Origin of the sequence: Amycolatopsis sp. 2-15 (assembly GCF_030285625.1) — a bacterium.
GTDB classification, from domain to species: domain Bacteria; phylum Actinomycetota; class Actinomycetes; order Mycobacteriales; family Pseudonocardiaceae; genus Amycolatopsis; species Amycolatopsis carbonis.
The window spans coordinates 2,689,662-2,714,227 of the sequence record NZ_CP127294.1; the positions used below are offsets into that span (position 1 = coordinate 2,689,662).

A 24,566-nucleotide genomic window follows, 5' to 3' on the forward strand; every position below is an offset into this window, starting at 1 on the left:
GAGCCAGTATCGCGCTGAGCGGAAACTTCAGGAACGCAGCGACCGCGCGATGATCGTCCGCTGGATCTCCGACGCGCCCTCGTAGATCCGCGGCGCGCGGACCTCGCGGTACAGGTGCTCCAGCAGGTGCCCGCGCCGCAACGCCCGAGCGCCGTGCAGCTGCACCGCCGAGTCGACGACGTACTGCGCCGACTCCGTCGCGAACAGCTTCGCCATCGCCGCGCGGCCGGCCAGGCCGGTCTCGCCCGCGTCGTACGCGGAAGCTGCGGCGTAGACCAACAGCCGCGCCGCTTCCGTCCGCGTCGCCATCTCCGCCAATGTGTGCGCCACGGTCTGCTGCTTCGCCAGCGGCCCACCGAACGCGACGCGCCGGCCGGTGTACTCCACGGTCGCGTCGAGAGCGGCCTGCGCCATCCCCACCGCGAACGCCCCGACGCTCGGCCGGAACAAGTCGAGCGTCCGCATCGCGACGGCGAAACCGCGGTTCTCCTCGCCCAGCAGTTCGTCGCGGTGCACGCGCACCCCGTCGAACTCCAGCGTGCCGATCGGGTGCGGGCTGACCAGGTCGAGGTGCTCGCCGGTAAGGCCCGCGCGGTCGCCCGGCACGACGAACGCGCTCACGCCCCGCGAGCCGGCATCCGGCGTCGTGCGGGCGAAGACGGTGTAGAAGTCGGCCTCGGGAGCGTTGGAGATCCACATCTTCTGTCCGGTGAGCCGCCAGCCGTCGCCGTCGGCCTCGGCGGCCAGCTGCAGCGCGGCCGCGTCGGAACCGGCGTCGGGCTCGGTCAGCGCGAACGCCGCCACCGCGTCACCCGCCGCCACGGCCGGCAGCCAGCGCGCGACCTGTTCGTCCTTTCCGGACTGCAGCACCGGGTAACTTCCCAAGCCCTGCAACGCGAGCGCCGTCTCGGCCTCGGTGTTCACGGACGCCAGCGCTTCGCGCAGCAGGCACAGGTCGAACGCCGCGGCCTGGCGCGTCGGGTTGCCCGCGGAGACACCGGGGAACAGCCGCGCCAGCAGTCCGTGCGAGCCCATCGCCTTGAGCAGCGGCCGGTTCACCGCGCCTTCCTCGCCGGCCTCGGCGAGCGGTTGCAGCTGCTCCGCGGCAATGGTGCGGACGGAAGCAGTGAAGGCCTGCTGTTCGGGCGTCAGTGCGAAGGCGTTCATCGGTCCCTTTCCGGTCGCCAGCGGGCGTGCGCGGTCTGGTGCCCACCGGTGCGTACGAGTTCCAGCCGCGGCTCGGGCCCGTCGGTGCGGCCCGTCTGCGGCCGGCGCTTCCCGGCCGCCCACGGCTTCGGCCACGGCATCACGTAGTCCTGCTCCGCCGCCGCGTGCAACGTCCACTGTGGATCGTAGAGGTGCGTCCGCCCCAGCGCGCAGAGGTCGGCGCGACCGGCGAGGATGAGCGCGTTCATGTCGTCGTAGGAGGAGATCGCGCCGACGGCGATCACGGCGATGCCGTACTTGCGCCCCACCTCGTTGCGGATCCGGTCGGCGTACGGCGTCTGGTAGCTGCGCCCGAACTTCGGCTTCTCCTCGCTCACGACCTGCCCGGTCGACACGTCGACCGCGGCGGCCCCGTGCTCGGCGAACGCGGCCGCGATGGCGACGGCGTCGTCGGCCTCGATCCCGCCGTCGTACCAGTCGTCGGCCGAGATGCGGACCGTCATCGGCCGCTCGGCCGGCCACGCCTCACGCACCGCGTCGAACACTTCCAGCGGGAACCGCAGCCGGTTCTCCAGCGAGCCGCCGTACTCGTCCGTCCGCTGGTTCGTGAGCGGCGAGATGAACGACGACAACAGATACCCGTGCGCACAGTGCAGCTCCAGCAGGTCGAACCCGGCGCGCGCCGCCGAGCGCGCCGAAGCCACGAACTGCTCGCGGATCTCCGCCAGCTCCTCGACGCTCAGCTCACGCGGCGTCTGGCTGTCGGCCCGGTACGGCAACGGCGACGGCCCGCAGACCTCCCAGTTGCCCTCCGGCAACGGGTCGTCCATGCCTTCCCACATGAGTTTCGTCGAGCCCTTGCGCCCGGAATGGCCCAGCTGCAGGCCGATCTTCGCCGGCGTGCTGCCGTGCACGAAGTCGACGATGCGTTTCCAGGCCTGCTCCTGCTCGTCGTTGTAGAGCCCGGGGCAGCCCGGCGTGATCCGCGCCTCGGGCGACACGCAGATCATCTCCGTCATCACCAGGCCGGCGCCGCCGAGCGCTTTGCCGCCCAGATGCACGAGATGGAACTCGCCGGGCACGCCGTCGACGGCCACGTACATGTCCATCGGCGACACGATCACGCGGTTGGGCAGCTCCAGCTCACCGATCTTCACGGGCTGGAACATCGGCGGCGCGGGTGTCGTGCCCAGCGAGCGCGCGAACCACGCGTCGAGCTCCGTGGCGAACTCCGGGTCGCGCAGCTTGAGGTTGTCGTAGGTGACGCGGCGGCTGCGCGTGAGCAGGTTGAACGCGAACTGCTCCGGCTCCTGGTGCGTGTACTGCGCGAGGTTCTCGAACCACTCCAGGCTCGCCTGCGCCGCGCGCTGCGTCGATTCGACGACCGGCTTGCGCTCGGCCTCGTACGCCGCCAGCGCCTCGGGCACGGTGTCCTGCTCGTGCAGGCACGCGACCAGCGCCAGCGCGTCCTCCATCGCCAGCTTCGTGCCGGAGCCGATGGAGAAGTGGGCGGTGTGGGCGGCGTCGCCGAGCAGCACCACGTTGTCGTGCACCCAGCTTTCGCAGCGGACGGTGCCGAAGGTGTTCCACTTCGAGTTGTTGGCCAGCACGTGGTGGTCGCCGAGGACGTCGGCGCACAGCTCGCGGATCAGCTCGATGGACTTCTCGTCGTTCTCGCCCGGCCCGAGGTCGGTGGCGGCGATCGGCGCGAACGCCTGCTGCCACACGTCCTCGTGCAGCTCGAGGATGAACGTGCTGCCGTCGCGGCCGTAGGGGTAGCCGTGGATCTGCATGATCCCGTGGGGCGTCTCGAGCACGTGGAACTTGAAGGCGTCGAAGACGAGGTCGGTGCCGAGCCAGATGTAGCGGCAGCGGCGCGTCTCGACCGTCGGGCGGAACGAGCCGGCGAAGCGCCGGCGCACACCCGAGTTGACGCCGTCGGAGGCGATCACGAGGTCGTAGTCGCGCGAGAGCTGCTCCGGGTCGGGGGCCTCGGTGCGGAAGCGCAGGTCCACGCCCAGCTCGCGGCAGCGTTCCTGCAGGATCGCGAGCAGGCGCTTGCGGCTCATCGCGGCGAACCCGTGGCCGCCGGACGTGTGGACCTCGCCGCGGTAGTGCACGTCGATGTCGTCCCAGCGCGCGAACTCGCGGCTCATGGCCTCGTGGACCTGCGCGTCGGCGTGCTCGATGCCGCCGAGCGTCTCGTCGGAGAACACCACGCCGAACCCGAAGGTGTCGTCCGGCGCGTTGCGTTCCCACACCGTGATCTCGTGGCCGGGCCCGAGTTGCTTCGCGAGGGCGGCGAAGTACAGGCCCGCCGGGCCGCCGCCGAGAACCGATATCCGCACGAGAGCAAGGATATGTCGTCTGGCATACGATCGTCAAGAATGCGATACATGAGCTAGGCTTCCGCGACATGGAGCGCATCAACCCGCCCGAGCTGGGCCGCCCGTCCGGTTTCTCTCACGCCGTGTCCGCAACCGGACAGCTGGTGTTCCTCGCCGGACAGACCGCTCTCGACGCCGAGGGCAAGATCGTCGGCGACGGCGTGGTCGAGCAGTTCTCCCAGGCACTCGGCAACCTGCTCACGGCACTGCGCGCGGCCGGCGGCGAGCCCGCGGACCTGTGCAGCGTGACGATCTACATCGTCGACATGGACGACTACAAGGCTCACGCGCGCGAGATCGGCAAGGTCTGGAAGAGCCTCGCCGGCACCGAGTACCCGGCGATGGCGGGCATCGGCGTGAGCCGGCTGTGGGACGTCGAGGCGCTGGTGGAGGTGCAGGGGTTCGCGGTGCTCAGCCGCTGAGGACCTGCAGCAGGTACTCGCGGGCCGGGGCTTCGAGGCGCTCGTGGAGCGCGAAGAACACCTCGGCCGCACGGACGCCCGACCAGTTCGCGGGCAGCAGCTCGGCGGGCAGTCCCGGGTCGAGGTACGGCATGCGCCGCCACCCGGTGAGCACGCGCACGTAGTCGGCGAAGGCCTCGTTGCCGGGCACGCTGCGGCGGCGCTTCCAGCGGTCGAGCACGGGAGCGTGCTCGTCGAGGAACGCCGTGTACAGCTCGTCGAGCTGATCGAGATCCCACCACTCGCGCACCTTGTCCTGTGCGTTTCCGAACGCCAGGTGTTCGGCTCGGAACAGGTCGGCGTAACTCGCGAGGCCCAGCCGGGTCAGCGCCTCGGCCGTCACCTGGTGCAGGTGTGCCGGCGCGATCCACACGCCCGACGACGCCGTGCCGAACCCGAGCCGCGCCAGCTGCGTGCGCAGGACGTGGCGCTTGTGGCGCTCGGTCTCGGGCACGGAGAACACCGCGAGCAGCCAGCCGTCGGCCAGTGTCGCGCGGTCGCGGCGGAAGATGCGGTCGTCACCTTCGCGCAGGATCGCCAGCGCGGTGTCCGACAGCTCGTAGCCGGCGGTCCCGTCGCGCCGCACGGCGTCGAGGATGCTCCGGCGCTTGAGGCGCGAGATCGACGAGCGCACCGCCGGCTCGTCGACGCCGAGCGCCGCGAGCAGGTCGATGAGCGACGCCACGGACAGCCAGCCACCCTCGATGCGGTGGTAGAAGCCGTATACGGACACGATCAGCTGCCGAGGCTGGGCGGCACGCCCGGCGTCGAGCTCGGTTGACTCCGGTACGGCCGTCACCCGGTCACCATAACAACCGCGGGCCGTGACTGCGGGTACCATTTGGCCCGCGATGGTGAACCTGGGTGAAGCACCGCTGTTCGGCCGGTTGACCCGCCGAGGCCGGCTCATGGCGAAACGCACCTGCGACCGCAGGGGCCACGCGTTCGCCCTCGGCCGGTTCCTCTTCCGCACCCCCACCGCCTGGGAATACGCCGCCGCGGTCGCGTCCGGCAGCGATCCGGCCGCCCAGCGGTGGCTCGGCTGGCTCGCGGACTCGGTCATCGCCGAGCCGCTGCGCTCCGAAGCCCTCCGCGTGACGCCCGGCACCGGCCCGGCCTGGACCTACCCGGATCCGCAGTCCGTCGACATCGTTGCCATCGATCTGCGCGAGAACCGCTGCGCCGGCCTGGTCAGCGTGCACGCCGGCGAGAACGGCGCCCCGGAGACCGGCGGGTACCTCGCGCCGGCGTACCGGGGCCGCGGCCTGGGCCGGGACCTGTTCACCGCCGGCCTCGTGCTGGCGCATGCGCACCTCGGGCTGCCGCGCGTCCGGGCGGGGGCCGAGGTGGGCAACGTGGCGAGCGGACGCTCCCTGGAGGCGGCGGGCATGCGCCGGGCCGCGGGGCCGCCCCGGTACACCCTGCCGAACGGCCGGGTGAGCGAGGCTTGGTGGTACCAGCACGACGTGCCGCGGCCGCATCGGTGTGAGGGGCCGCAGGCGGAGTGGCTGTCGTTTTGAGGTGACGCTTCGGCCCGCGCCGACGTTTCCCGGTCCTACCGTCTCCGATATGGATTCCCGCGAACTTCTCACCGATGCCCCCGTGCCGCCCGTCGCCGTGGATGTGGGCTGGTTGCGGGCGATGGTGGCCAGGTTCAGCAGCGGCGAGGACCACGCCACGCGGCGAAAGCTGGTCATCGAGGAACTCGCCAACGTGGAGCCACGAGCGCTCAGGGAAGCGGCCGCAGCGAGACCCCACCAAGGACCCGTCGCAACGCTCGCCGAGGTGCTCGGGTTCGAGGTCGACCCCGCGGATGTCGCCAAAGTGGCAAAGGCTTACCAGCCCCACTTCTCCCAAAGCACTGAAGCCGATGAAGCTTGCCAGCGGCTGGTCGAAGCATTGGGCCAACCCGACGAGCGAACCGCCGCCAAAGTCGGTCTGCTGGTCCAGGCCGCGGCCACCGAGAGCCTGATCAAGAACACCCCAGGCCCGCCAGTCCCCAGCACTCGCCGCTGGGTCGACGGCGCCGAAGTCGCCGTCGATCTCACGGACTTCCCGTTCGGCACCGGCCCCCACGCCTGCCCGGGAGAGGCCCACGCCGAAGCGCTCGCCGAGGGAGCCCTCAGCAGCACCCATCCATGAACTGCTGCGAACGATCGTGCGGCGGCGGTCGGCGGGGTCTGCGGCCCGGGCGAGCACGCCCCGGAAGCAAACAAAGTAAGTTTGGTCGCAAACCAAACTGGAGGGACACCACCCCATGTCGGACTGGAACCAGCAGATCATCGACGAGTTCCGCGCCAACGAGGGCAAGGTCGGCGGGATGTTCGAGGGCGCGAACATGGTCCTGCTCACCCACACCGGCGCGAAGACCGGCACGCAGCGCATCGCGCCCCTGGTCTACACCACCGACGGCGACCGTTACGTCATCACCGCGTCCAAGGGCGGCGCGGACACCAACCCGGACTGGTACCACAACCTCGTGGCCAACCCGAAGGTCACGCTGGAGATCGGCACCGAGAAGTTCGACGCCACCGCCAAGCTGGTCGAGGACCGCGCCGAGCGGGACCGCCTCTACGCCGGCATGGTCAAGCACATGCCCGGGTTCGCCGACTACGAGAAGAAGACCACGCGCCTGATCCCGGTCTTCGTGCTCGAGCGCTGAGCACGAAGAAACCGCTCAAACGCCGGCCGGCACCGGCGTCGCGTCGGCAGGAACCGCGGCCCGTGCGGCTTTGCGGGCCTGCCGGCGCGTGAGCAGCCGTTTGCCGGTCGCGATCATCGGCTGCTCGACCCAGCGGTGGATCAGGTCGGCGATCGCGAGGTCGACCAGGAACACCGTCACGGCCGTGATCAGCCGGTTGTGCCCCAGTGCCGGCACGGCCTGCACCACCACGAAGTGCACCGGGCCCTGCAGCAGGTACAGCGAATACGACCGCTCGCCGACGAACCGCATCGGCGCCGTCGAGAGCAGCCAGCGCGCGGGGCCCGGTGACAGCAGCACGATCAGCAGCAGCATGGTGAGCACCGCGTACGCGAGCAGCACCAGCAGGTTCTGCCGCGTCGCGACCCAGAGCGGGTCGAGGTTCGCGTGCAGCACGAGGAACCCGGCCACGATCGGGATCGCGGCCAGCGGATGCGTGAACGGCCGCAGCACGGCGAAGCCACGCCGGTAGTGCAGCAGGATCGCGAGCAGGCAGCCGCCGAGCAGGATGGCGTAGTGGATGCTCGAGCGGTAGACGGCCGTCGGCGAGAAGTCGAGCAGCCAGCCGCCCGTGGTCAGCGGCACGAGCGCCAGCAGCACGGCCATCGCGGCGAGCGCTAGGGCGAGCTTGCGCCGCGCGGCGCCGATGCCGATCGCGACCAGCAGGAACGGCCACACCAGGTAGAACTTCTCCTCGATGCCCAGCGTCCACGAGCCGGAGAAGAAGTTGTCGGAGCCGTTGCCGTGGGAGCCGGGGAAGAACTCGTTGAGGAACGTCAGGTAGTACTTCAGCGCGTGCGGGAAGTCGCGCGCGAGGAACTCGCCGCGCAGCAGCACGAACGCGATGATCCCGCCGAGGATCACCAGGTACGGCGGCAGGATCCGGAACACGCGCCGCACGTAGAAGCCGCTCAGCGAGATGCGCCCGGTGCGGTCCTGCTCACGCAGCAGCAGCGTCGTGATCAGGAACCCCGACAGCACGAAGAAGATGTAGACACCCACCCAGCCCGACGGCCACACGAACTTCGGCCCGGCGAAGTGGAAGAACACGACGATCGTCGCGGCGATGGCGCGCAGGCCGTCGAGGCCGGGGAACCTGCGCATGCCGAGGTACTCGTCATGGCTCATCGTTCGCAAGAAATCGACCCCAATCGCCTGGCTGCTGTGGGAGTATAGGTGGACGATCACGGGCACCCGCGCGGTGGGCCCACGCCCGTGACCTGCGATTACGTTGGGTGGTGGGGGCTGTGACTCTACTGGTGATCCTCGTCGGGGCGGTGCTCGTGGTGATCAGCGTCGCCGCCGCCCTCGACCTCCGGGCCCGCCGGCGCGGCCGTCGCGCCGCCGAAGACGGCTGGGACACGCTCAGGGAGACGCGCCGCGATTTCCACGCCGCCGAGCTCGCGCGCTACCAGAGCAGCGACTTCTCCTGGCTCGACCGCGTCCGCCGGAACAAGCGCTGACGGAACAAGCGCTGACGAAAGCGGCCGGCGGACCCGAGCGGGATCCACCGGCCGCCTGTGTGAACGTCGGAACTAGCGGCCCTCGCCGATCCGGCCGGCGTAGCGCTGCTTCCACGTCGGGTCGCCCTCGACCGTGATGACCACGTCGTAGTAGCCGTTCTCGGTCGGCCAGTTCACGATCGCCGGCAGCAGGCCCAGCACCGTGACGGTCTTGGTCCCACCGCTGAAGTCGTTCGCGGTCAGCTTGTAGTGCATCGGCTTGAGCAGGTTGTCGTTGTGAAGCGTGAAGCGCACGTGCTGCTCACGCACCAGCAGGGTCGGCTGCAGCAGGTCGGCGTCCACGCGCGGGTCGTGCCCGGACGAGGTGACCTTGCCTGCGAAGGAGCGCACGAAGCCGTCGTTGGAGTAGATCGAGAACGCATACTCGCCGCCGGTGGCGGAGGTGTCCCAGGTGTAGGACTGCGACTTGCGCTCGGTGACCGTGAACGGCGTGCTGGTGAACGGCTTGAGCTTGTCCGGGAAGACCTGGAAGCTCACGGCCTTGCCCTTGTCGCCGCCGGCCAGCGTCATCTTCGCCGTGACCTTGCCCTTGTGGTCCTGCGTGACCGTGGCGTGCGGGTGGAAGTTCAGCGGCCGCGGCTTCATGTGGCCGGCCGCGACCTTCACCGGCTGCTCGGCCGTCGGGTCCGCGAACGTCGCCGGCCCGGTCTGCGGGTGGGCGAAGTCGAGCGCGCTCGTCAGGTCACCGGCGATCGCGCGGCGCCAGTCGCTGATGTTGGGGCAGGTGAACGGCTTGCCGAGGTGCGCTGCCCACTTTTCCAGGAACTTGATCGTCGACGTGTGGTCGAAGACCTCCGAAGCGACGTAACCACCGCGCGACCACGGCGAGACGAGCACCATCGGCACGCGCGGGCCGAAGCCGAGCGGGTACGAGCCGGTGTACTCGCCCGCGGTGCCGGCCTCGGGCCACGGCGGGAGCACGTGGTCGAACTTCCCGTCGTTCTCGTCGTAGTTGAGGATGAAGAGCGTGTGGTTCCAGATGTCCGGGTTGCCCTGCAGGATGTCGAGCACCTCTTTGACGTAGCGCTCGCCGTGCAGCGTGTCGGCGTCCGGGTGCTCGGACCAGCCGTAGGGCGCGACGATCCACGAGACGGCCGGCAGCGGGTGCTCGGCACCAGGCTGGCACGCGTCGCGGAAGTCCTTGAGGACGGCCTGCAGGTTGGCGTCGGAGTCGTCGTTCGGCGTGGTCTTGCCGGCGTAGTAGGTGGCGTTGCCGCGCCAGATCAGGCCGGTGCCGGGCTGCAGCTTCGGGTCCAGCGGGCTCAGGCCGTTGGGTTCGAAGCCCTTGAAGTACTTGAGCTCGTTGTCGCCGTAGTCGCCGATCCACGAGCTCAGGTAGCCCTGGCGGCCGTTGCCGCTGTTGTCGGAGTAGAGACGCCAGTCGATGCCGGCCTGCTGCAGCTGCTCGGGCACGGTGATCCACGGGCGGCTGTAGTTCGACTCGTCCGTGTTGCCGGTCTCGGTGTTCGACGTGCCGCTCCACAGGTACTTGCGGTTCGGGTCGGTCGGGCCGAACTCGGAGCAGAAGTTCTGGTCGGCGATCGTGTACTGGGCCGCCACCGAGTGGTAGAAGCTCATGTAGCCGTCGCTGTGGTAGTTCATGCAGCTGGCGCCGTTGTGCTGCACCCACTGGTCCCAGCTGCGGTGCGCGACGTCGCCCCAAGCGCCGTGGTCGTTGCCCCACATGCCGTCGTCGACCTTCGGCGTCACGATGGCGCCGGTCTTGTCCTTCTGCTGGAAGACGCTGGTGCCGTCCTGGAACTTCAGCGCCTGCTTGTCGTTGAAGCCGCGCACGCCGGGGAACGTGCCGAAGTAGTGGTCGAGCGAACGGTTTTCCTGCATCAGGATCACGACGTGTTTCAGGTCGGCCATGTCGCCTCTGAACCCTCTGGGCAAGCCGTTCTTGCCCAGAGTCGTGGCGCTCGCGGAGCCGGCGTCGGCGATCCCGCCGAACATCAGGGCTCCGGCGGCGACGCCCGCGCCCTGCAGGAACCGGCGGCGGGTGGGGCCGGCTTCGGGCTCGGGGGTGGGGGTGGTGGGGTCGGCGGACAAGGTGGAACTCCTCACGCGGGGGTGGTGTCGACCCTTGATCCAATCCAGTCGACACCAACGCCACGTGAACACCCGCGGAGCGAGTTCTGGCCGGATCCCGACGGTTGTGAGCAGATGCTTCAAGAGCTCAGGCCAGCGGCTGGCCGTAGACGAAACTGCGTAACCGGCCGGTCGCGGTGAGTGGGTCGAAGAGCTTTCCGTGCGCCGCGCGCACGGGGTCCGGCCCGGATTCGTCCAAAACGGACAGAGCGCGGATCGTGTAGCGCGACTGTGCCGTGAAATCCGGGGCCGTCGACCGGGCGTAGGCGCCGCCGAGAAGGTCGACGATCAGCACCGTCGGCAGGGGCGCGCCGGGACCGGCGTGCTCCAGGATCGCGTCGATCGTGGTGTCGGGCAGCTGCGCGACCACGCGGTTGTCGCCGAGGTACGCGTGTGGATGCGGCGGCTCCGCGGCGATGGAGCCGGAGTCGGTGAACGGCATGGTCTCCAGCGTGTCCACGAGCGGTCCCAGCGTGTGCAGGGGAGCGACGAGCCGCGGGCCGTCGTCGCCGAGGTGGGCGACGGACGTGGGCGATGTGCTTGCCGCGCAACGGTTCCGGCACCATCGGCAGGTCCGGGTAGGGGATCAGGGCGAGTGACGTGGTGAGCGTGTCGGGCAGGTCGGCGGTCCAGTCGCGCCAGGTGCGCAGGACGTCCGCGAGCTTCGGGGTGTCGAAGTAGAGGCCGCCGCCGTACAGGCTGGTCACGGGGACGAGGCCGAACTCCAGTGCGGTGATCACGCCGTCGCCGAGGTCGGTGGTGCGTTCGAGGGTGCCGTCGGCGGACACGACGTCGGCGGAGCGCACGTGGTCGGCGGCGAGGCCGTAGCGGCGCCCGAGCAGGCTGAAGCCGCCGCCGAGCGTGTAGCCGACCACGCCGACGCCGGGCGCCGAACCGCTGAGCGGCGCGAGCCCGTGCTCGGCCGCGGCTTCGAGCACCTTGCCCCAGGTGGTGCCGGCCCCGACCCGGGCGACGGCGTCGACCGGATCGATCTCGACGTCGGTCATACGCCGCGTCGAGATCAGCACCCCGTCGACCGGGGCTCGCAGGCCGTGGCCGGTCGCCTGGACCGCCACGGGCAGGTCACGGGCCGCGGCGTGGCGCACGGCCTCAGCGACGTCGTCGGCCGTGGTGGCGGCGACGACCAGCTTCGGCGTCGACTCGATGCCGGTCTGGAAACCGGCGATTTCCTCGCGGTAGCCGTCCTGGCCAGGGGTGAAGGTTCGCATGACCCCAGCGTGGCTCGCGGCTTTCGAGAAGTCCAAGAGATAGTGGTTCCCCTGACTAGAATCAGTGGTTATGGAACTGCACCAGCTCGAGTACTTCGTGGCCGTGGCCGAAGAAGCCAACTTCACGCGCGCCGCGGCCCGGATGCACGTCGCCCAGCCTGGTGTCAGCGCGCAGATCCGGCGCCTGGAACGCGAGCTGGGCCAGCCGTTGTTCGACCGGTCGGGGCGCGCGGTGCGGCTCACCGACGTCGGCGCCGCCGCGTTGCCCCACGCCCGCGCCGCGCTCGCCGCGGTGGCCGCCGTACGCGAGACGGTGGCCGAGCACGAGGGCCTCGTCCGCGGGCAGGTGGCGATGGGGATCGTGACGTCGGCGGGACCGGTCGCGCTGCCCGATTTCCTGGCCGCCTTCGCCGAGCGTTACCCGGGCGTCGAGATCACCCTGGGCGAAGCGAACTCGGACGTGATGGTCGAAGCGCTTCGCGAAGGCCGCCTCGACGTCGCCGTGATCGGCCTCGCCGACGGCGTGCCCGCGGGACTCGCCGCGCAGGTCGTGCTCGACGAAGCCGTCGTCGCCGTCACCGCGCCCGGTGATCCGCTGGCCTCGCGCGCCGAAGTCGCTTTGGCCGACCTGGCCGGCCGCGGCCTGATCTGCCTGCCGAAGGGCACGGGCGTGCGCGGCGTGCTCGACCGCGCCTTCGCGACGGCGGGCGTCCACCCGCGCGTGACGATCGAGGCCAGCGACCCGAACGTGCTGGCGCAGCTGGCGATGCGCGGTCTCGGCGTGGCGATCGTGCCGGAGTCCCTTGCGCGGTACTACGCCACCGAGCTGCACACGCTGCAGTTGCGGCCGCGGCTGCGCGGTCAGCTCGTGTTGGCGTGGCGGGCCGACGGCCCGAGCGGTCCCGCCGCGCGCACGTTGATCGAGTTCGCGCGCTCGGTGCTCTAGTGGGCCGTGAGCTCGCCGGTGAGCCGGCCGTGGATGCGGGCGCTCGGGGAGTTGAGGCCGACGATCTCGACGGTTTTGCCGCGTGCGGCGTACTTCGTGGTGACGGCGTCGAGCGCGGCGACGGTGGACGCGTCCCAGATGTGGGCGTCGGTCAGGTCGAGGACGACGTGGGCGGGGTCGCCGGCGTAGTCGAAGCGGGAGACGAGGTCGTTGCTGGAGGCGAAGAACAGCTCGCCGGTGACGGCGTAGACCACCTGGGTGCCGTCCGGGTCCACGGCGGCGGTCACGTCGAGCAGGTGTGCGACGCGGCGGGCGAAGATGACCATCGCGGTGATCGTGCCCACGACCACGCCGATCGCGAGGTTGCTGGTGGCGACCACGACGGCGACGGTGATCACCATGACCGCGATCTCGCCGGCGGGCATCCGCTTGAGCGTGGCGGGGGCGATGCTGTGCCAGTCGAACGTGCCGAAGGCGACGAGCACCATCACGGCCACGAGCGCGGCCATCGGGATCCGCGAGACGAGCGGGCCGAAGACGATGCACAGGATGATCAGGAACGTGCCGGCCAGGAACGTCGACAGGCGCGTGCGGGAACCGGCGGTCCGGACGTTGATCATGGTCTGGCCGATCATCGCGCAGCCGCCCATGCCGCCGAAGATGCCGGTGACGACGTTGGCGATGCCCTGGCCGATCGCTTCGCGGGTCTTGCTCGACGGGGTGTCGGTGATGTCGTCGACGAGCTGGGCCGTCATCATCGACTCCATCAGCCCGACCAGCGCGAACGCGATCGCGTACGGTGCGAGCAGGGTCAGGGTGTTCATCGTGAACGGCACGTCGGGCACCCCGGGCACCGGCAGCGCGGATGGCAGCGCGCCCTTGTCTCCGACGGTCGGCACGGTGATGCCGGCGCCGATCGTGAGCGCGGTGAGGACGACGATCGAGATCAGCGGCGCCGGCACGACCTTGGTCAGCCGGGGCAGGATGACCATCAGCAGCAGCCCGCCGGCGAAGAGCGGGTAGACCGGCCACGGCACGTCGATCAGCGACGGCAGCTGCGCGAGGAAGATCAGGATGGCCAGCGCGTTGACGAACCCGACCATCACGCTGCGCGGCACGAACCGCATCAGCTTGGCCACGCCGAGCGCGCCGAGCACGATCTGGATCAGACCGCCGAGGATCACGGTCGCGACGAGGTAGCCGAGGCCGTGCTCACGCGCCAGCGGCGCCACGACCAGCGCGATCGCCCCCGTGGCGGCGGAGATCATCGCCGGGCGCCCGCCGACGATCGAGATCACCACGGCCATCGTGAACGACGCGCTCAGCCCCACCCGCGGGTCGACCCCGGCGATGATCGAGAACGAGATCGCCTCGGGGATCAACGCGAGCGCCACGACGAGCCCGCCGAGCACCTCCACCCGCGCCACCTTCGGCGACAACCACGCCGGCCGGGCCATTCGGAACACCTTCGGCACGCAACACGCCCTGACTCGCTCGGACGCGCCGTCGACGCGCCTGGGGGTTCGCCCCCGGCTTCTCCGGCCCGGCGGCCACTGCGGGGGCGCCGCCCAACCCGTCCCCGGGAACGAGCCGCCCTCACTGGCGACTCGGGCCCTCACGCTAGATCAGCGTGAACCGCGTGGTCCCGACCTCCCCGCCCGAGTGCGGCGGAGATCACCCCGGCCGGTCTCCGGTCAAAGGCGCGGAGTCTTCCTTCGCGAGCATCTGCGGCCACGACATCGAGCAAACGTGGCCTGGATGGGGCTTGAGGTGGGCGGGGAGCCTGTGCTCGTGCGGGTAGCGGCTCTTGACTCGGCGTAAACAGTCGCGTTTCCTTGATTCCGACGGGAGGCGCCATGGGTGACGCGCTCAAGAGAGCCATGGTCGGCGTCGGGCTGATGGCCGGCAGCGCCAACGTGATCATGCAGCTCGGGCGGCCCCCGGTGGGGTACGGGGTGATGGAGAGCCGCGTCGAGAGCGGGAACCTGTTTCGGCACCCGGTCAAACGTGCGCGTACCACGGGGACCTACCTGGCGGTGGCGACGTTCGGGACGGACGAGGAGCGCAGGGCTTACCGCGAGGCCGTCGACGGCTCCCACCGGCACGTCCGATCCACAAAGGACAGCCCGGTTGGCTACAACGCCTTCGACCCCGAATTGCAGCTGTGGGTCGCCGCGTGTCTGTACAAGGGGCTGGAGGACGTCCACGCGGCGTTCTTCGGCGGGGCCGCGCCCGAGGAGTTGTACGCCGAGGCCGTGGTGCTCGGCACGACGCTGCAGGTGCGGCCGGAGATGTGGCCCGAGGACCGTGAGGCGTTCGCGAAGTACTGGGCCGACGGGCTCGAACGCGTGACCATCGACGACCGCACCCGGGCGTACCTGACGGACCTCGTCGACCTGCGGTTCCTGCCGCAGCCGTTGCCGCTGGTGTTCGGGCGGTTCCACCGGTTCGTGACGACCGGGTTCCTGCCCGCGTGTTTCCGTGAGCACATGCGGCTGTCCTGGACCGAACATGATCAGCGAACATTCGAACGTCTCACGCGCGGGATCGGACACGTCGTGCGGCGCCTCCCGCGCAGCGTGCAGTGCTTCCCCTACAACGCGTACCTGCGCGACCTCCGCAAGCGTCGCCGCGACGGCCGTCCGCTCGTGTGAAGCGGTTGACCGGCGCCCGCGCGGTGGGCGAAGGTAGGCCGATGAGCAGCGACGACGTACGCGAGGGTGTCAAACTGACCAATCTCGACCAGCCGCTGTTCGCCGACGCCGGCGCGACCAAACGCGACCTGCTCGACTACCTCGACGGCGTCTCGCAGCGGCTGCTGCCGGTGCTGCACGACCGGCCGCTGTCGGTGGTGCGCGTGCTGCGCGGGCAGGACGCGTTCATGCAGAAGAACCTGCCGAAGTACACGCCCGAGTTCGTGCCGCGCGTGAAGCTGTGGGCCGAGAGTTCGAAGCGGGAAGTTTCCTACGCGTTGTGCAACGATCGCCCCACTCTCCTGTGGTTCGGCAACCAACGTGCGATCGAATACCACCCCACGTTGACGCTGGTCGACCACACCCAGGGTCCGACCCACCTGATCATGGACCTCGACCCGCCCGAGGGTGCGCCGTTCGGCGTCGCCGTCGCGGGCGCGCGCCTGGTCCGCCAGGCCCTCGCCGACGCGGGGCTGGCCGGCGCGTTGAAAACCAGCGGCTCCAAGGGGGTCCACGTCTTCGTGCCCCTCAAGCCCGGCCAGGCGCATGAAGACGTCGCCGCCGCGACCCGCGCGGTCGCCGCCCGTGCCGAACGACTGGATCCGGCGCTCGCCACCACCGCGTTCATCCGCGATGACCGCCACGGCAAGGTGTTCCTCGACTCCACCTGCGCCGGCGGCGCCACCGTGGTCGCCGCCTACAGTCCGCGCGTGCGGCCCGGCCTCACCGTGTCGTTCCCGATCCCGTGGTCGGCGGCCGACGACGTGATCCCGCGCGACTTCACCGTCCACACGGCACTCGGCCTCCTCGGCGACACCGACCCATGGGCGACGGAAATGCCCGCACCGCAAGCACTTCCGGACGACCTCGTTGCCGAAGGCCACACCATCCCCATCGCCCGGGTCGCCGCGATGCACGAGGGCAAACGGCGAGCCAAAGCCCGCCGGGAAGCCGACGGCTGAGGCAACACCTAAGGCAGAGCCAGCAAGTCCTCGTGCGCCACGACCACCGACTCGAGCTCCCGCCGATACCCCGACAAGTCCAACGCCGGATTCTCCTCCACCGCCGCGGAAACCCAGCCCGAGAACCACGTCTCCATCAGCGCCGCGTCCCCGGCCCCCAGCCGCCACGGCGTCGCCACCCGGCGCATCGTGAACCCGCGCGCGGCGAATTCCGCCGCCGCGAACGCCACCGCCTCCGGCCCCAGCCGCCCTTCCCGGCGCTGGTGCGCGTTGAACGCCGCCCCCACCGCCTCGTCGCGCGGATCCGCCGGCGTCAGCGCGACCCGCCCGACCACCGACAACGTCAGCAGCGCCGGCACCCGCGCCCCCGCACAAGCGTCGACCAGTCGCCGGATCTCCTCGGCCGTGAACAGGTCCAGCAACGCCGACGCCGTCACCAGTGAGGTGCCCGAAAGATCCGCCGCCGTCAGCCGTGTGACATCCCGAACCTCGCCTGTCGCATTCTCAACACCCGCGACAGCCAGCCGCACCAGTCCCGGATCCTGGTCGTGCAGGATCCACCGCTGCGGCCGCGGCAACCGGCCCGTGAGCCAGCGGCTCATGGAACCGGTGCCGCAGCCCAGATCGCGGACCACGACCGGCGTGGCCGGCGCGAGCGAGTCCACAAGGGACGCGGCCCGCGCGACGGAATCCGCGCCTTCCCGCAGCCGCAACCACTCCGGCGCGTAGCCGGACGGATCCACCTCGGTCAAAGCGAACGCTCGTAGCCGGCCGAAGCGACGTGCGACTCGTGCAACGTCACCGAGATCCCCGACAGCCCGTGCGCGCCTTCGCCGAGCTCCCCGGCGTGCACTGCGTCGGCCAGGCGGTCGGCGATCACCTTCGCCAGGTACTCCGTGGACGTGTTGATGCCCTCGAACGCCGGGTCGTCGTCGAGGTTGCGGTAGTTGAGGTCGGCCAGCACGGAGCCCAGCTTCTGCGTGGCGAGGCCGATGTCGACCACGATGTTGTCGGCGTCGAGGTCGGTGCGGCGGAACGTGGCGTCGACGACGAAGGTGGCGCCGTGCAGCTTCTGCGCCGGACCGAAGACCTCACCGCGGAAGCTGTGGGCGATCATGATGTGGTCGCGGACGGTGACGCTGAACAAGGTTTTCTCCTTAGGAATCAAAGAACTCACGGGTAAACGATCCGGTGCGCGAGCCCCGGCAGGTCCCCGCCGGCGAGGCGGGAGATCAGGTCCGGCAGGTCCTCGAAAGCGGTCTCGCCGGTCACGAGCACGTCGAACGCCGGATCGGCCAGCAGCCGCAGTGCCGTGGCCATGCGGTCACCGTAGGTGCGCCGCGCGGAGCGGGCCGGGGAGACCGTGCCCACCTGGCTGCTGCGGATCGTCAGCCGTCGCGAGTGGAAGTTCTCGCCGAGCGGCACACTCACGCGCCGGTCGCCGTACCAGCTCAGGTCCACCACCGTCGCCTCGCGGCCAAGCAGCTCCAGCGACCGCGCGAGCCCCGCGTCGGTCGCGCTGGCGTGCACCACGAGGTCGAGGTCGCCCTCGGCGTCCTGCGGCCGCACGTAGCGGATGCCGAACGCGGCTGCGACCTTCTCCCGAGCCGGATCGGTGTCCACGAGCTGAACGTCGACTCCCGGGAAGCGGGAGAGCAGTCCGGCGACGCTGCTGCCGACCATCCCCGCCCCCACTACCGCGATCCGGTCGCCGACCAGCGGCGCGGCGTCCCACAGCGCGTTCACGGCAGTCTCCACGGTGCCCGCGAGGATGGCCCGCGCGGCCGGCACGTCGTCCGGCACCACGGTGACCGTCGAGGCCGGCACCACGAACTCGGTCTGGTGCGGGAACAGGCTGAACACCGTTCGCGCCACCAGCTCGGCCGGCCCGGCCTCGACCCGCCCGACGTTCAGGTAGCCGTACTTCACCGGGAACGGGAAGTCGCCCTCCTGGAACGGCGCGCGCATCACCTCGCGCTGGCTCTCGGGCACACCGCCGCGCAGCACGAGACTTTCCGTGCCGCGGCTCATGCCGGAAAACAGGGTCCTGACCAGCACTTCGTCCGGTCCGGGCGCGGGAATCTCCGCCGTCCGGATCTCACCGATTCCGGCGGATTTGAACCAGAAGGCCTGTCCCGTACGTGTCATGGTCGTCCTCCTCTGCCGCGAGATCGAGGCGATATGGCTGTCACCACCACTACACGATCACGTTCCACTGTGGGTTCACTCGTTCGGCAGCAGGCCGCGGGTGCCGGAGCCCAGGTGGCCCTGCTGGGTGTGCTCGCCCTGACCGTCGGCCTCGGCGCCGCCGGCTGGGCCGCGGGCCTGGCGTACACCGTGGGCCTGTGGGCCCTGCTCGCGGGCGCCGCGCGTAAAGCCGGAGCCCGGTCCCTCGGCCCTGCCGACCACGTCACGCTCGCCCGCGCCATCCTCATCGGCGGCGTCACGGCGCTGGTCGCGGACCACCTGAACGGGGGAGCACCGCTCGCCGTGCTCGTGCCGCTGGCTTCGGTCGCACTGGCGCTGGACGCCGTCGACGGGCAGGTCGCGCGCCGCACCGGCACGTCCTCGGCGCTCGGCGCGCGGTTCGACATGGAGTCCGACGCGTTCCTCATCCTGGTGCTCAGCGTGCTGGCCGCGCAGACGTTCGGCTACTGGGTCCTCGCCATCGGCCTGATGCGCTACGCGTTCGTGGCGGCGTCCTGGGCCCTGCCGTGGCTCAACGGCGCGCTGCCGCCCAGCCGGGCGCGCAAGGTCGTGGCCGCACTACAGGGTGTGCTGCTGGTGGCCGCGGGCTCGGGCTTGCTGCCGCACTTCGCGGGCCTGGCCGTCACGGTGGCCGCCCTGGTCACGCTCGTGTGGTCCTTCGGCCGCGACGTCTTGTGGCTGCACAGCGCCCACCGCGCCCCCGCTCGGCCTGAAACCCGCGTCAGCCACGCGACGTGCGTCGTCCGGCCTCGCTCGACCCTGCGTCGCCGGCGCCACCTGGCGACGCGCAACCCGTAGCCGAAGAGACAGGGATCACGCGCCCGGCTTGCCCGGTTTTCCCTCGCCGCGGGGCCTTGCGGGTACCCACCTCAGGGGCAGGTCGGCGGCCCCTCCTCGTGTCAGCGTTGATCACGAACGATCTTCGACGGCACACGAGGGGTCTGGCGTGAAATTCGGCATCTGGACGGTCATCAACACCGGCGGCATCACCTACCCGGAGCTCGGCCGGGCGCTGGAGGAGCGGGGCTTCGAGTCGCTGCTCGTCCCCGAGCACACGCACATCCCGGTCACCGCCGGCCCGCGGATCGACGGGAACGGCGACGAGATGGACCCGACGTGGTTCCGCATGCCCGACCCGTTCGTCTCCCTCGGCGCGGTGGCCGCGGTGACCGCGCGGCTCAAGCTCATCCTCGCCGTGACGCTGCTGGTGCAGCGCGAACCGATCGTCTTCGCGAAGGGAGCCGCGACGCTCGACGAGCTGTCCGGCGGCCGGCTGATCGTCGGTGTCGGCGCGGGCAACGTGCTCGACGAACTGCAGAACCACGGGGTCGCCCCGGCCGAGCGCGGCAAGGTCCTCGACGAGCGCATCGACGCCGTGAAGGCGATGTGGACGCAGGAAAAGGCGGAGTACCACGGCGACTACGTCGACTTCGGCCCGATTTACAGCTGGCCCAAGCCCGTGCAGCGGCCGCACCCGCCGATCTACATCGGCGGCTGGAGCAAGGCGGCCGCGCGCCGCACCGTCGAGCGTGGCGACGGCTGGCTCGCGCCGCCACTGCCGGCCGACGCCATGCGCGCCTACACCGAGGACCTGCGCGAACGCGCGGGCCACCCGGTGCCCGTCACCGTCACCTACACCCCGACCGACGCCGGGTTGATCCACGCCTACGAAGACCTCGGCGTCGAGCGCATCGCCCTGATCCTGCCCACGCTCTCGCGCGACGAGTCGCTGGCGGAGCTGGACAAGCTCGCCGCGTTCGTCTCGAAGTACTGAGGGTACGAGCCATGACCACCGTGCAGCTGCGCAAGCAGATGACCGCTGACCCGGCCGTGGTGTGGGAGCGGATCGCGGACTTCCACAACGTCCACACCTGGTTCCCCGCCGCGAAGTTCAGCGAACCGGCGCCGGGACTCATCGACACGCGTCGCGTGACCACCGAAACCGGTGCCGTCGCGTTCGAAGAGCTTGTGGAGTTCTCCGCGGACAAGCGCACGCTGCGCTGGCGCGTGCTCGGCGACAACGGGCCGATCCGCGATTACGTCGGCGCGTTCGTCGTACACGCGGAACCCGGCGGTGGCGCCGTCCTGGAGTACACGGGCACGTTCACCGCACCTGAGGCCGTGGTCCCCTACGTCGAGGCGACTTTCCAGGCGGCACTGGACAACCTCGCGTCACTGCTCGGCTGACGCGAGCTTCGCCGCCATCCGCTCGGCGTCGCCGGTGCGGCCGTGGGCCTGGAACAGCTCGCGCGCCCGGGACCGGACGTCGCGGGCGGCGGCCAGGTCACCGAGCGCGGCGTGGGTGTCGCCGAGGTTGGCGAGGATCACGGGCTCGTCGTAGGCGTCTTCGGTGTCGCGGGCGAGCGCGAGGGCGGCGGTGTAGTGCGCGAGCGCCTCCTCGCGTTCGCCCATCGCGGAGGCGATGTACCCGAGGCTGTCGAGCGTCACGGTCTCCGCGCGGTGGTGGCCGTGCTTGCGGCACAGCACGAGCGCTTGTTCGCAGTGTTCGCGGGCTTCGGCCAGGAACCCGAGCTGCGCGGAGTACCAGCCGAGGGTGTTCAACGCGTCGGCCTGGCGCAGGCCGTTGCCGGTGGCGCGGTAGTGCTTCAGCGCGGCGGCGGTGTGGTGCAGGGCGCCGTCGAAGTCGCCGCTCTGGCCGAGCGCCCAGCCGAGCGCGCGGGCGGCGTCGGCGGCGAGATCCGCTTGCTGCGCAAGGGAAAGTGCTTCGCGCAGGTGCCGGAGGGCTTGGTCGTGGGACCCGGTGCGCGTGTAGGCCGTGCCGAGGTACATCGCCGCGATGGCCTGCGGTTCCGGGTCGTCGAGGGCGCGAGCGGCGGTGAGACCGGCCTGCCAGGCCGTGAGGTCTTCGACGAGCTGGCCGTGGATCACGTGGTACCCGCTGACGCTCCACGCGAGCCGCCAGACGTCCTCGTGCGCACCGCGCCGCACGGCGGAATCCAGCGTCGCGCGCAGGCTGTGCTGTTCGTCGTCGAACCAGCGGGTCGCGGCCCGGCGGTCGGCGAGCGGGGGCGCGGTCGCTTCCGGGAGGTCGATCGACTGGCGTTCCGGCCGCAGCAGGCGGTTCGCGACGCCGGCCGTGTGCAGCAGGAAGTCGGTGAAGCGCCGGAGTGCCTCGGCACGTTCCGGCGGGGTGACGAGCTCGTCGGCGTACAGCCGCAGCAGGTCGTGCATCCGGTAGCGGCCGGGCAGGTGCTCCTGCAGCAGGTGCGCGTCGACGAGCCGGCGCAGCAACGCCCGGGGCCGCTCCAGACCGGCCAGCGCGCTCGCGCCCGCGAGGCTCACGTCCGGTCCCGGCACGGCGCCGAGCAACCGGAACACGCGCCGGGCTCCCGCGTCGAGGGCTTCGTAGGACCACGAGAACACCGCGCGGACGTTCGTGGCCAGGTCTCCCGCATCCAGCGCGTCGAGCCGCGCCGACGTGTCCGCGAGCTCGCGCGCCAACACTTCCAGGCGGAACCGCGGGTTCGCCCCGGCCCGGCTCGCGACCACGCTGATCGCCAGCGGCAGGCCGCCGCACCAGCGCACGAGGTCGTCGACGGCCGCCGGCTCCGCGGCCACACGCCGGTCACCGAGGTGGCGGGTGAGCAGCTCGCGCGCCTCGCGTTCGGCCAGCTCGCCCAGGTCGAGCAGCTGTGCGCCGCGGACGCCGAGGCCGCCGAGCCGGTGGCGGCTGGTGATCATCACCGTGCACGTCTCGCTGCCCGGCAGCAACCGCTCGACTTGCGCCGCGTCGCGTGCGTTGTCCAGCACCACGAGCAGGCGCCGGCCCGCGGCGAGGCTGCGGTACAGCGCGAAGCCGCCTTCGGGGTCGGCGGGCACGGCCGCGGGCGCGACGCCGAACGCGTCGAGGAAGTGGCGCACCACGGCTTCGGGCCGCAGCGGCGCACCGGCCGGGTCGAAGCCGCGGAGGTTCACGTACAGCTGGCCGTCGGGGAACCGGGCGACGTTCCGGTGCGCCCACCGCAGCGCCAGCGACGTCTTGCCGATGCCGCCGGCGCCGCCGATGGCGGAGATCGCGACCGTGCCCGAGCCGCCGGCCATCGCGGCATCGAGCTCGGCCAGCTCGGCGTCGCGCCCGACGAACCACCGCGGCGGCGCGGGCAGCTGCCGCGGCACGGGCGTCTCGCGCGGTGGGCTGAGCTCCGGGTCGGTGGTGAGGATGCGCTGGTGCAGCTCGCGCAGAGCGGGGCCGGGGTCGGCACCGAACTCGTCGGCGAGCCGGCGGCGGATCCGGTCGTACTCCTCGAGCGCGCCCGCCTGCCGCCCGGCGCGGTAGCGGGCGAGCATCAGCTGCCCGGCGATCCGCTCGTCGAGCGGGAAGGCCGCGGCGCGCTGGGCCGCGTCGGCGAGCACGGCGTTGTGCTCACCGAGCTGCAGGGCGAGGTCCGTGCGGTCGAGCTGGGCGGACAGGCGTTCGGCGGCGAGCGTCTCGCGGGCGGCATCGGCCCACGGGGTGTCGAGGCCGGCGAACGCGTCGTCGCGCCACAGGGCGAGGGCCTCGTCGAACAGTTCCGGCCGTCGCCCCGCGCGGGCCTGCGCGACGAGCGCCCGGAACCGCAGCACGTCGACGCTCCCGGGTGGCGTGGTGAGCACGTAGCCGCTCGGCCCGTGCTTGATCTCGACGCCCTCGGCCGCGGCGAGCGTGCGGCGCAGGCGGGAGAGGTAGCTGGCGAGCAGCCGGTGCGCGCGGTACGGCGGCTCGTCCGCCCACACGCGTTCGACGAGCCGCTCGGTGGACACGGGCCGGTTGGCGTCGGCGAGCAGCGCCGCCAGCACCCAGCGCTGCCGCGCGTGCCCGAGGTCGACGGGCTCGCCGGCGACGTGCGCCTCCACGGGGCCGAGCAAGCCGAACCGGACCTTGGTCATGGCCCATGCTTACCGCACGCGCACCTCCCCGGGCGAGCCGAATGATCGCCGCCGGAAGCCCTCTCCGTTGCCCGATCGCCCACCGCCGGTTGCCCGGTTTCGCTTGCCTGGCCCGGCCCGTGCTCCCACTGTCCGAAGTCGACACTTCCGCTGAACTGGGCAAACAAGAAACTTGAAGAATTTCAGAACTCGCGTGAACCGGACAGCGCACCGGCGCCGTGTCATGGGCATCGCCGGCCTGGGAAGGTACCTGGGGGCCGGGTCCGAATTCTTAGGAGCCAGAACATGTTCCGCAAACAAGCTATGTTCCTTGCTGCCTGCGTCGCGGCCGGAGCTGCTCTCCTGTCGGCCTGCAGCGGTGGCGAGACCGCCGGTACCGCGAGCGCCGCCGGCGGCGGCAGCGACCTCGGCGGCATCCAGCTGCTCTCGGGTGCGGCGGCGGCCGCCGCTCCCCAGCCCGCGGCCGGGACCGGCGACTACGCCCCGGCGAGCGCCCCGGCGTCGACCAAGACCCAGTGGGTCAAGCTGTCGGTCGGCTCGGCCGGTGGCCTCAGCCCGATCGTCAAGGACGGCGCCGGGCGCACGCTCTACCGGTTCGACAAGGACTCCCCGAAGCCTCCGACGTCCAACTGCAACGCGGACGACGGCTGCACGACCAAGTGGCCGCCGGTGCTGGTCACGAAGGGCACCAAGGTCATCCTCTCCGGGAACATCCAGGGGTCCGCGATCGGCGTGGTGAAGCGTTCGGACGGCACGCTGCAGCTGACCATCGGCAAATGGCCGGTCTACAAGTTCTCCGGCGACAAGAAGAAGGGCGACATCAACGGCCAGAACGTCGGCGGCACCTGGCACGCGGTGGACCCGAAGGGCGGCAAGGTTCTCGGCGACCCGAACACCGGTTCGCAGAACAACGGCTCGACCGGCAACACTTCCGGCACCGGCACGGGTACTGACACGGGTACCGGCACCGACACCGGTTCGGGATCGGCCGGCAAGCCCGCCACCAGCGCGCTCCTGTTCGACGGCCCCAACCAGGACCAGACCTCGTCCGTCGAGGGCGTCTCGTTCGACCCGGCCAAGGACAAGGCCTGCCAGGATCTCAGCCAGCGCGACTCGGCCTCGTCGATCTCGGTGACCGGCTCGATCAAGCTGTGGACCGGCCCGAACTGCACCGGCCAGTCGATGGTCGTCTCGAAGGACACCGACTTCACCGGGACCGCCTTCGACAACGCCATCGAGTCCGTCAAGTTCAGCGCCTGATTTACTTCGAGCCGGTGCGGCCCTTCGGTCGCACCGGCTTTTTTTCCTTGG

23 protein-coding genes and 1 pseudogene are annotated in these 24,566 nt (G+C 70.8%); 12 read left to right on the forward strand and 12 right to left on the reverse strand.

The features are described from left to right. Window positions 1–27 precede the first annotated feature (27 nt). Both QRX50_RS13105 and QRX50_RS13110 read right to left on the reverse strand, forming a co-directional pair. A complete protein-coding gene (locus QRX50_RS13105; RefSeq protein WP_285972209.1) occupies window positions 28–1,167 on the reverse strand; it encodes an acyl-CoA dehydrogenase family protein in 1,140 nt (379 codons plus the stop codon). After that, entirely contained in the window at window positions 1,164–3,515 is a 2,352-nt protein-coding gene (locus QRX50_RS13110) for a bifunctional salicylyl-CoA 5-hydroxylase/oxidoreductase (protein ID WP_285972210.1), read from the reverse strand. Before QRX50_RS13110 ends, QRX50_RS13105 begins: the two co-directional genes overlap by 4 nt. 68 nt (window positions 3,516–3,583) lie before the next feature. Here QRX50_RS13110 and QRX50_RS13115 point away from each other — a divergent pair, with 68 nt between their 5' ends. Continuing rightward, window positions 3,584–3,976, forward strand: coding sequence for a RidA family protein (locus tag QRX50_RS13115; protein ID WP_285972211.1), 393 nt, complete (start codon window positions 3,584–3,586; stop codon window positions 3,974–3,976). On the opposite strand, the gene QRX50_RS13120 is transcribed toward QRX50_RS13115, so the two are convergent. After that, the gene (locus tag QRX50_RS13120) at window positions 3,966–4,814 is read right to left on the reverse strand and encodes a PaaX family transcriptional regulator (RefSeq protein ID WP_285972212.1); all 849 of its coding nucleotides are present in this window, start codon (window positions 4,812–4,814) and stop codon (window positions 3,966–3,968) included. The genes QRX50_RS13115 and QRX50_RS13120 overlap by 11 nt on opposite strands. Before the next feature lie 52 nt (window positions 4,815–4,866). Between QRX50_RS13120 and QRX50_RS13125 the strand changes: the two genes are divergently transcribed. The 3 genes from QRX50_RS13125 (at window position 4,867) to QRX50_RS13135 (ending at window position 6,677) form a co-directional block, all read left to right on the forward strand. Continuing rightward, window positions 4,867–5,535 carry a GNAT family N-acetyltransferase gene (locus QRX50_RS13125; RefSeq protein ID WP_285972213.1) on the forward strand — a complete coding sequence of 223 codons (669 nt, stop codon included), beginning with the start codon at window positions 4,867–4,869 and terminating at the stop codon, window positions 5,533–5,535. 49 nt (window positions 5,536–5,584) lie between these two features. Beyond that, the gene (locus QRX50_RS13130; protein WP_285972214.1) at window positions 5,585–6,157 is read left to right on the forward strand and encodes an oxidoreductase; all 573 of its coding nucleotides are present in this window, start codon (window positions 5,585–5,587) and stop codon (window positions 6,155–6,157) included. Window positions 6,158–6,272: 115 nt separating this feature from the next. Further along, window positions 6,273–6,677 (forward strand): nitroreductase family deazaflavin-dependent oxidoreductase, encoded by a 405-nt coding sequence (locus QRX50_RS13135; RefSeq protein ID WP_285972215.1) that lies wholly within the window; start codon window positions 6,273–6,275, stop codon window positions 6,675–6,677. 15 nt (window positions 6,678–6,692) lie between these two features. Here the strand turns inward: QRX50_RS13135 and QRX50_RS13140 are convergent, their stop codons facing one another. After that, a complete protein-coding gene (locus QRX50_RS13140; protein WP_285972216.1) occupies window positions 6,693–7,844 on the reverse strand; it encodes an acyltransferase family protein in 1,152 nt (383 codons plus the stop codon). 119 nt (window positions 7,845–7,963) lie between these two features. Here QRX50_RS13140 and QRX50_RS13145 point away from each other — a divergent pair, with 119 nt between their 5' ends. Further along, window positions 7,964–8,179 (forward strand): hypothetical protein, encoded by a 216-nt coding sequence (locus tag QRX50_RS13145; RefSeq protein WP_285972217.1) that lies wholly within the window; start codon window positions 7,964–7,966, stop codon window positions 8,177–8,179. A 72-nt stretch (window positions 8,180–8,251) separates the two neighbouring features. Here the strand turns inward: QRX50_RS13145 and QRX50_RS13150 are convergent, their stop codons facing one another. From QRX50_RS13150 to QRX50_RS49480, 3 genes and pseudogenes are all read right to left on the reverse strand, one after another. Further along, a complete protein-coding gene (locus QRX50_RS13150; RefSeq protein WP_285972218.1) occupies window positions 8,252–10,291 on the reverse strand; it encodes an alkaline phosphatase family protein in 2,040 nt (679 codons plus the stop codon). 127 nt (window positions 10,292–10,418) lie between these two features. Continuing rightward, window positions 10,419–10,790, reverse strand: coding sequence for a hypothetical protein (locus QRX50_RS49475; RefSeq protein WP_353074206.1), 372 nt, complete (start codon window positions 10,788–10,790; stop codon window positions 10,419–10,421). 358 nt (window positions 10,791–11,148) lie between these two features. Beyond that, a pseudogene (locus tag QRX50_RS49480) lies at window positions 11,149–11,559 on the reverse strand (FAD-binding oxidoreductase); the annotation flags it as partial. 70 nt (window positions 11,560–11,629) lie between these two features. Between QRX50_RS49480 and QRX50_RS13160 the strand changes: the two are divergent. After that, complete coding sequence (locus QRX50_RS13160; RefSeq protein ID WP_285972219.1) at window positions 11,630–12,505, forward strand: LysR family transcriptional regulator; 876 nt, start codon at window positions 11,630–11,632, stop codon at window positions 12,503–12,505. On the opposite strand, the gene QRX50_RS13165 is transcribed toward QRX50_RS13160, so the two are convergent. After that, on the reverse strand, window positions 12,502–13,962 hold the full coding sequence (locus QRX50_RS13165) for a SulP family inorganic anion transporter (RefSeq protein WP_285972220.1): 1,461 nt from the start codon (window positions 13,960–13,962) through the stop codon (window positions 12,502–12,504). The genes QRX50_RS13160 and QRX50_RS13165 overlap by 4 nt on opposite strands. 399 nt (window positions 13,963–14,361) lie before the next feature. Between QRX50_RS13165 and QRX50_RS13170 the strand changes: the two genes are divergently transcribed. Further along, a complete protein-coding gene (locus QRX50_RS13170) occupies window positions 14,362–15,159 on the forward strand; it encodes an oxygenase MpaB family protein (protein WP_285972221.1) in 798 nt (265 codons plus the stop codon). Between the two features lie 41 nt (window positions 15,160–15,200). Next, window positions 15,201–16,160: a DNA polymerase domain-containing protein gene (locus tag QRX50_RS13175; protein ID WP_285972222.1), complete on the forward strand. Its 960-nt coding sequence runs from the start codon at window positions 15,201–15,203 to the stop codon at window positions 16,158–16,160. Window positions 16,161–16,168: 8 nt separating this feature from the next. Here the strand turns inward: QRX50_RS13175 and QRX50_RS13180 are convergent, their stop codons facing one another. The 3 genes from QRX50_RS13180 to QRX50_RS13190 are packed head-to-tail and all read right to left on the reverse strand — an operon-like array spanning window position 16,169 to window position 18,308. Continuing rightward, complete coding sequence (locus tag QRX50_RS13180; protein ID WP_285972223.1) at window positions 16,169–16,912, reverse strand: class I SAM-dependent methyltransferase; 744 nt, start codon at window positions 16,910–16,912, stop codon at window positions 16,169–16,171. Next, window positions 16,909–17,307, reverse strand: a complete 399-nt coding sequence (locus QRX50_RS13185) for a 6-pyruvoyl trahydropterin synthase family protein (protein ID WP_285972224.1) — start codon at window positions 17,305–17,307, stop codon at window positions 16,909–16,911. Before QRX50_RS13185 ends, QRX50_RS13180 begins: the two co-directional genes overlap by 4 nt. Before the next feature lie 26 nt (window positions 17,308–17,333). Beyond that, complete coding sequence (locus QRX50_RS13190) at window positions 17,334–18,308, reverse strand: zinc-dependent alcohol dehydrogenase (protein WP_285972225.1); 975 nt, start codon at window positions 18,306–18,308, stop codon at window positions 17,334–17,336. A 33-nt stretch (window positions 18,309–18,341) separates the two neighbouring features. Here QRX50_RS13190 and QRX50_RS13195 point away from each other — a divergent pair, with 33 nt between their 5' ends. The 3 genes from QRX50_RS13195 (at window position 18,342) to QRX50_RS13205 (ending at window position 20,555) form a co-directional block, all read left to right on the forward strand. Continuing rightward, complete coding sequence (locus tag QRX50_RS13195) at window positions 18,342–19,166, forward strand: CDP-alcohol phosphatidyltransferase family protein (protein WP_285972226.1); 825 nt, start codon at window positions 18,342–18,344, stop codon at window positions 19,164–19,166. Window positions 19,167–19,314: 148 nt separating this feature from the next. Continuing rightward, window positions 19,315–20,142, forward strand: coding sequence for an LLM class F420-dependent oxidoreductase (locus QRX50_RS13200; RefSeq protein ID WP_285972227.1), 828 nt, complete (start codon window positions 19,315–19,317; stop codon window positions 20,140–20,142). Between the two features lie 11 nt (window positions 20,143–20,153). Further along, a complete protein-coding gene (locus QRX50_RS13205; RefSeq protein ID WP_285972228.1) occupies window positions 20,154–20,555 on the forward strand; it encodes an SRPBCC family protein in 402 nt (133 codons plus the stop codon). On the opposite strand, the gene QRX50_RS13210 is transcribed toward QRX50_RS13205, so the two are convergent. Beyond that, complete coding sequence (locus tag QRX50_RS13210) at window positions 20,541–23,255, reverse strand: AfsR/SARP family transcriptional regulator (protein WP_285972229.1); 2,715 nt, start codon at window positions 23,253–23,255, stop codon at window positions 20,541–20,543. The two genes, QRX50_RS13205 and QRX50_RS13210, sit on opposite strands and share 15 nt — an antisense overlap. A 285-nt stretch (window positions 23,256–23,540) precedes the next feature. Between QRX50_RS13210 and QRX50_RS13215 the strand changes: the two genes are divergently transcribed. Beyond that, window positions 23,541–24,515 (forward strand): hypothetical protein, encoded by a 975-nt coding sequence (locus QRX50_RS13215; protein ID WP_285972230.1) that lies wholly within the window; start codon window positions 23,541–23,543, stop codon window positions 24,513–24,515. Window positions 24,516–24,566: the final 51 nt, after the last annotated feature.

Excerpts from the sequence above, each read along its gene's own strand:
- QRX50_RS13105 (WP_285972209.1), bottom strand. The coding sequence starts at position 1,167 with ATGAACGCCTTCGCACTGACGCCCGAACAGCAGGCCTTCACTGCTTCC.
- QRX50_RS13115 (WP_285972211.1), top strand. The coding sequence starts at position 3,584 with ATGGAGCGCATCAACCCGCCCGAGCTGGGCCGCCCGTCCGGTTTCTCT.
- QRX50_RS13125 (WP_285972213.1), top strand. The coding sequence starts at position 4,867 with ATGGTGAACCTGGGTGAAGCACCGCTGTTCGGCCGGTTGACCCGCCGA.
- QRX50_RS13130 (WP_285972214.1), top strand. The coding sequence starts at position 5,585 with ATGGATTCCCGCGAACTTCTCACCGATGCCCCCGTGCCGCCCGTCGCC.
- QRX50_RS13135 (WP_285972215.1), top strand. The coding sequence starts at position 6,273 with ATGTCGGACTGGAACCAGCAGATCATCGACGAGTTCCGCGCCAACGAG.
- QRX50_RS13140 (WP_285972216.1), bottom strand. The coding sequence starts at position 7,844 with ATGAGCCATGACGAGTACCTCGGCATGCGCAGGTTCCCCGGCCTCGAC.
- QRX50_RS13160 (WP_285972219.1), top strand. The coding sequence starts at position 11,630 with ATGGAACTGCACCAGCTCGAGTACTTCGTGGCCGTGGCCGAAGAAGCC.
- QRX50_RS13165 (WP_285972220.1), bottom strand. The coding sequence starts at position 13,962 with ATGGCCCGGCCGGCGTGGTTGTCGCCGAAGGTGGCGCGGGTGGAGGTG.
- QRX50_RS13170 (WP_285972221.1), top strand. The coding sequence starts at position 14,362 with ATGGGTGACGCGCTCAAGAGAGCCATGGTCGGCGTCGGGCTGATGGCC.
- QRX50_RS13175 (WP_285972222.1), top strand. The coding sequence starts at position 15,201 with ATGAGCAGCGACGACGTACGCGAGGGTGTCAAACTGACCAATCTCGAC.
- QRX50_RS13190 (WP_285972225.1), bottom strand. The coding sequence starts at position 18,308 with ATGACACGTACGGGACAGGCCTTCTGGTTCAAATCCGCCGGAATCGGT.
- QRX50_RS13195 (WP_285972226.1), top strand. The coding sequence starts at position 18,342 with ATGGCTGTCACCACCACTACACGATCACGTTCCACTGTGGGTTCACTC.
- QRX50_RS13205 (WP_285972228.1), top strand. The coding sequence starts at position 20,154 with ATGACCACCGTGCAGCTGCGCAAGCAGATGACCGCTGACCCGGCCGTG.
- QRX50_RS13210 (WP_285972229.1), bottom strand. The coding sequence starts at position 23,255 with ATGACCAAGGTCCGGTTCGGCTTGCTCGGCCCCGTGGAGGCGCACGTC.
- QRX50_RS13215 (WP_285972230.1), top strand. The coding sequence starts at position 23,541 with ATGTTCCGCAAACAAGCTATGTTCCTTGCTGCCTGCGTCGCGGCCGGA.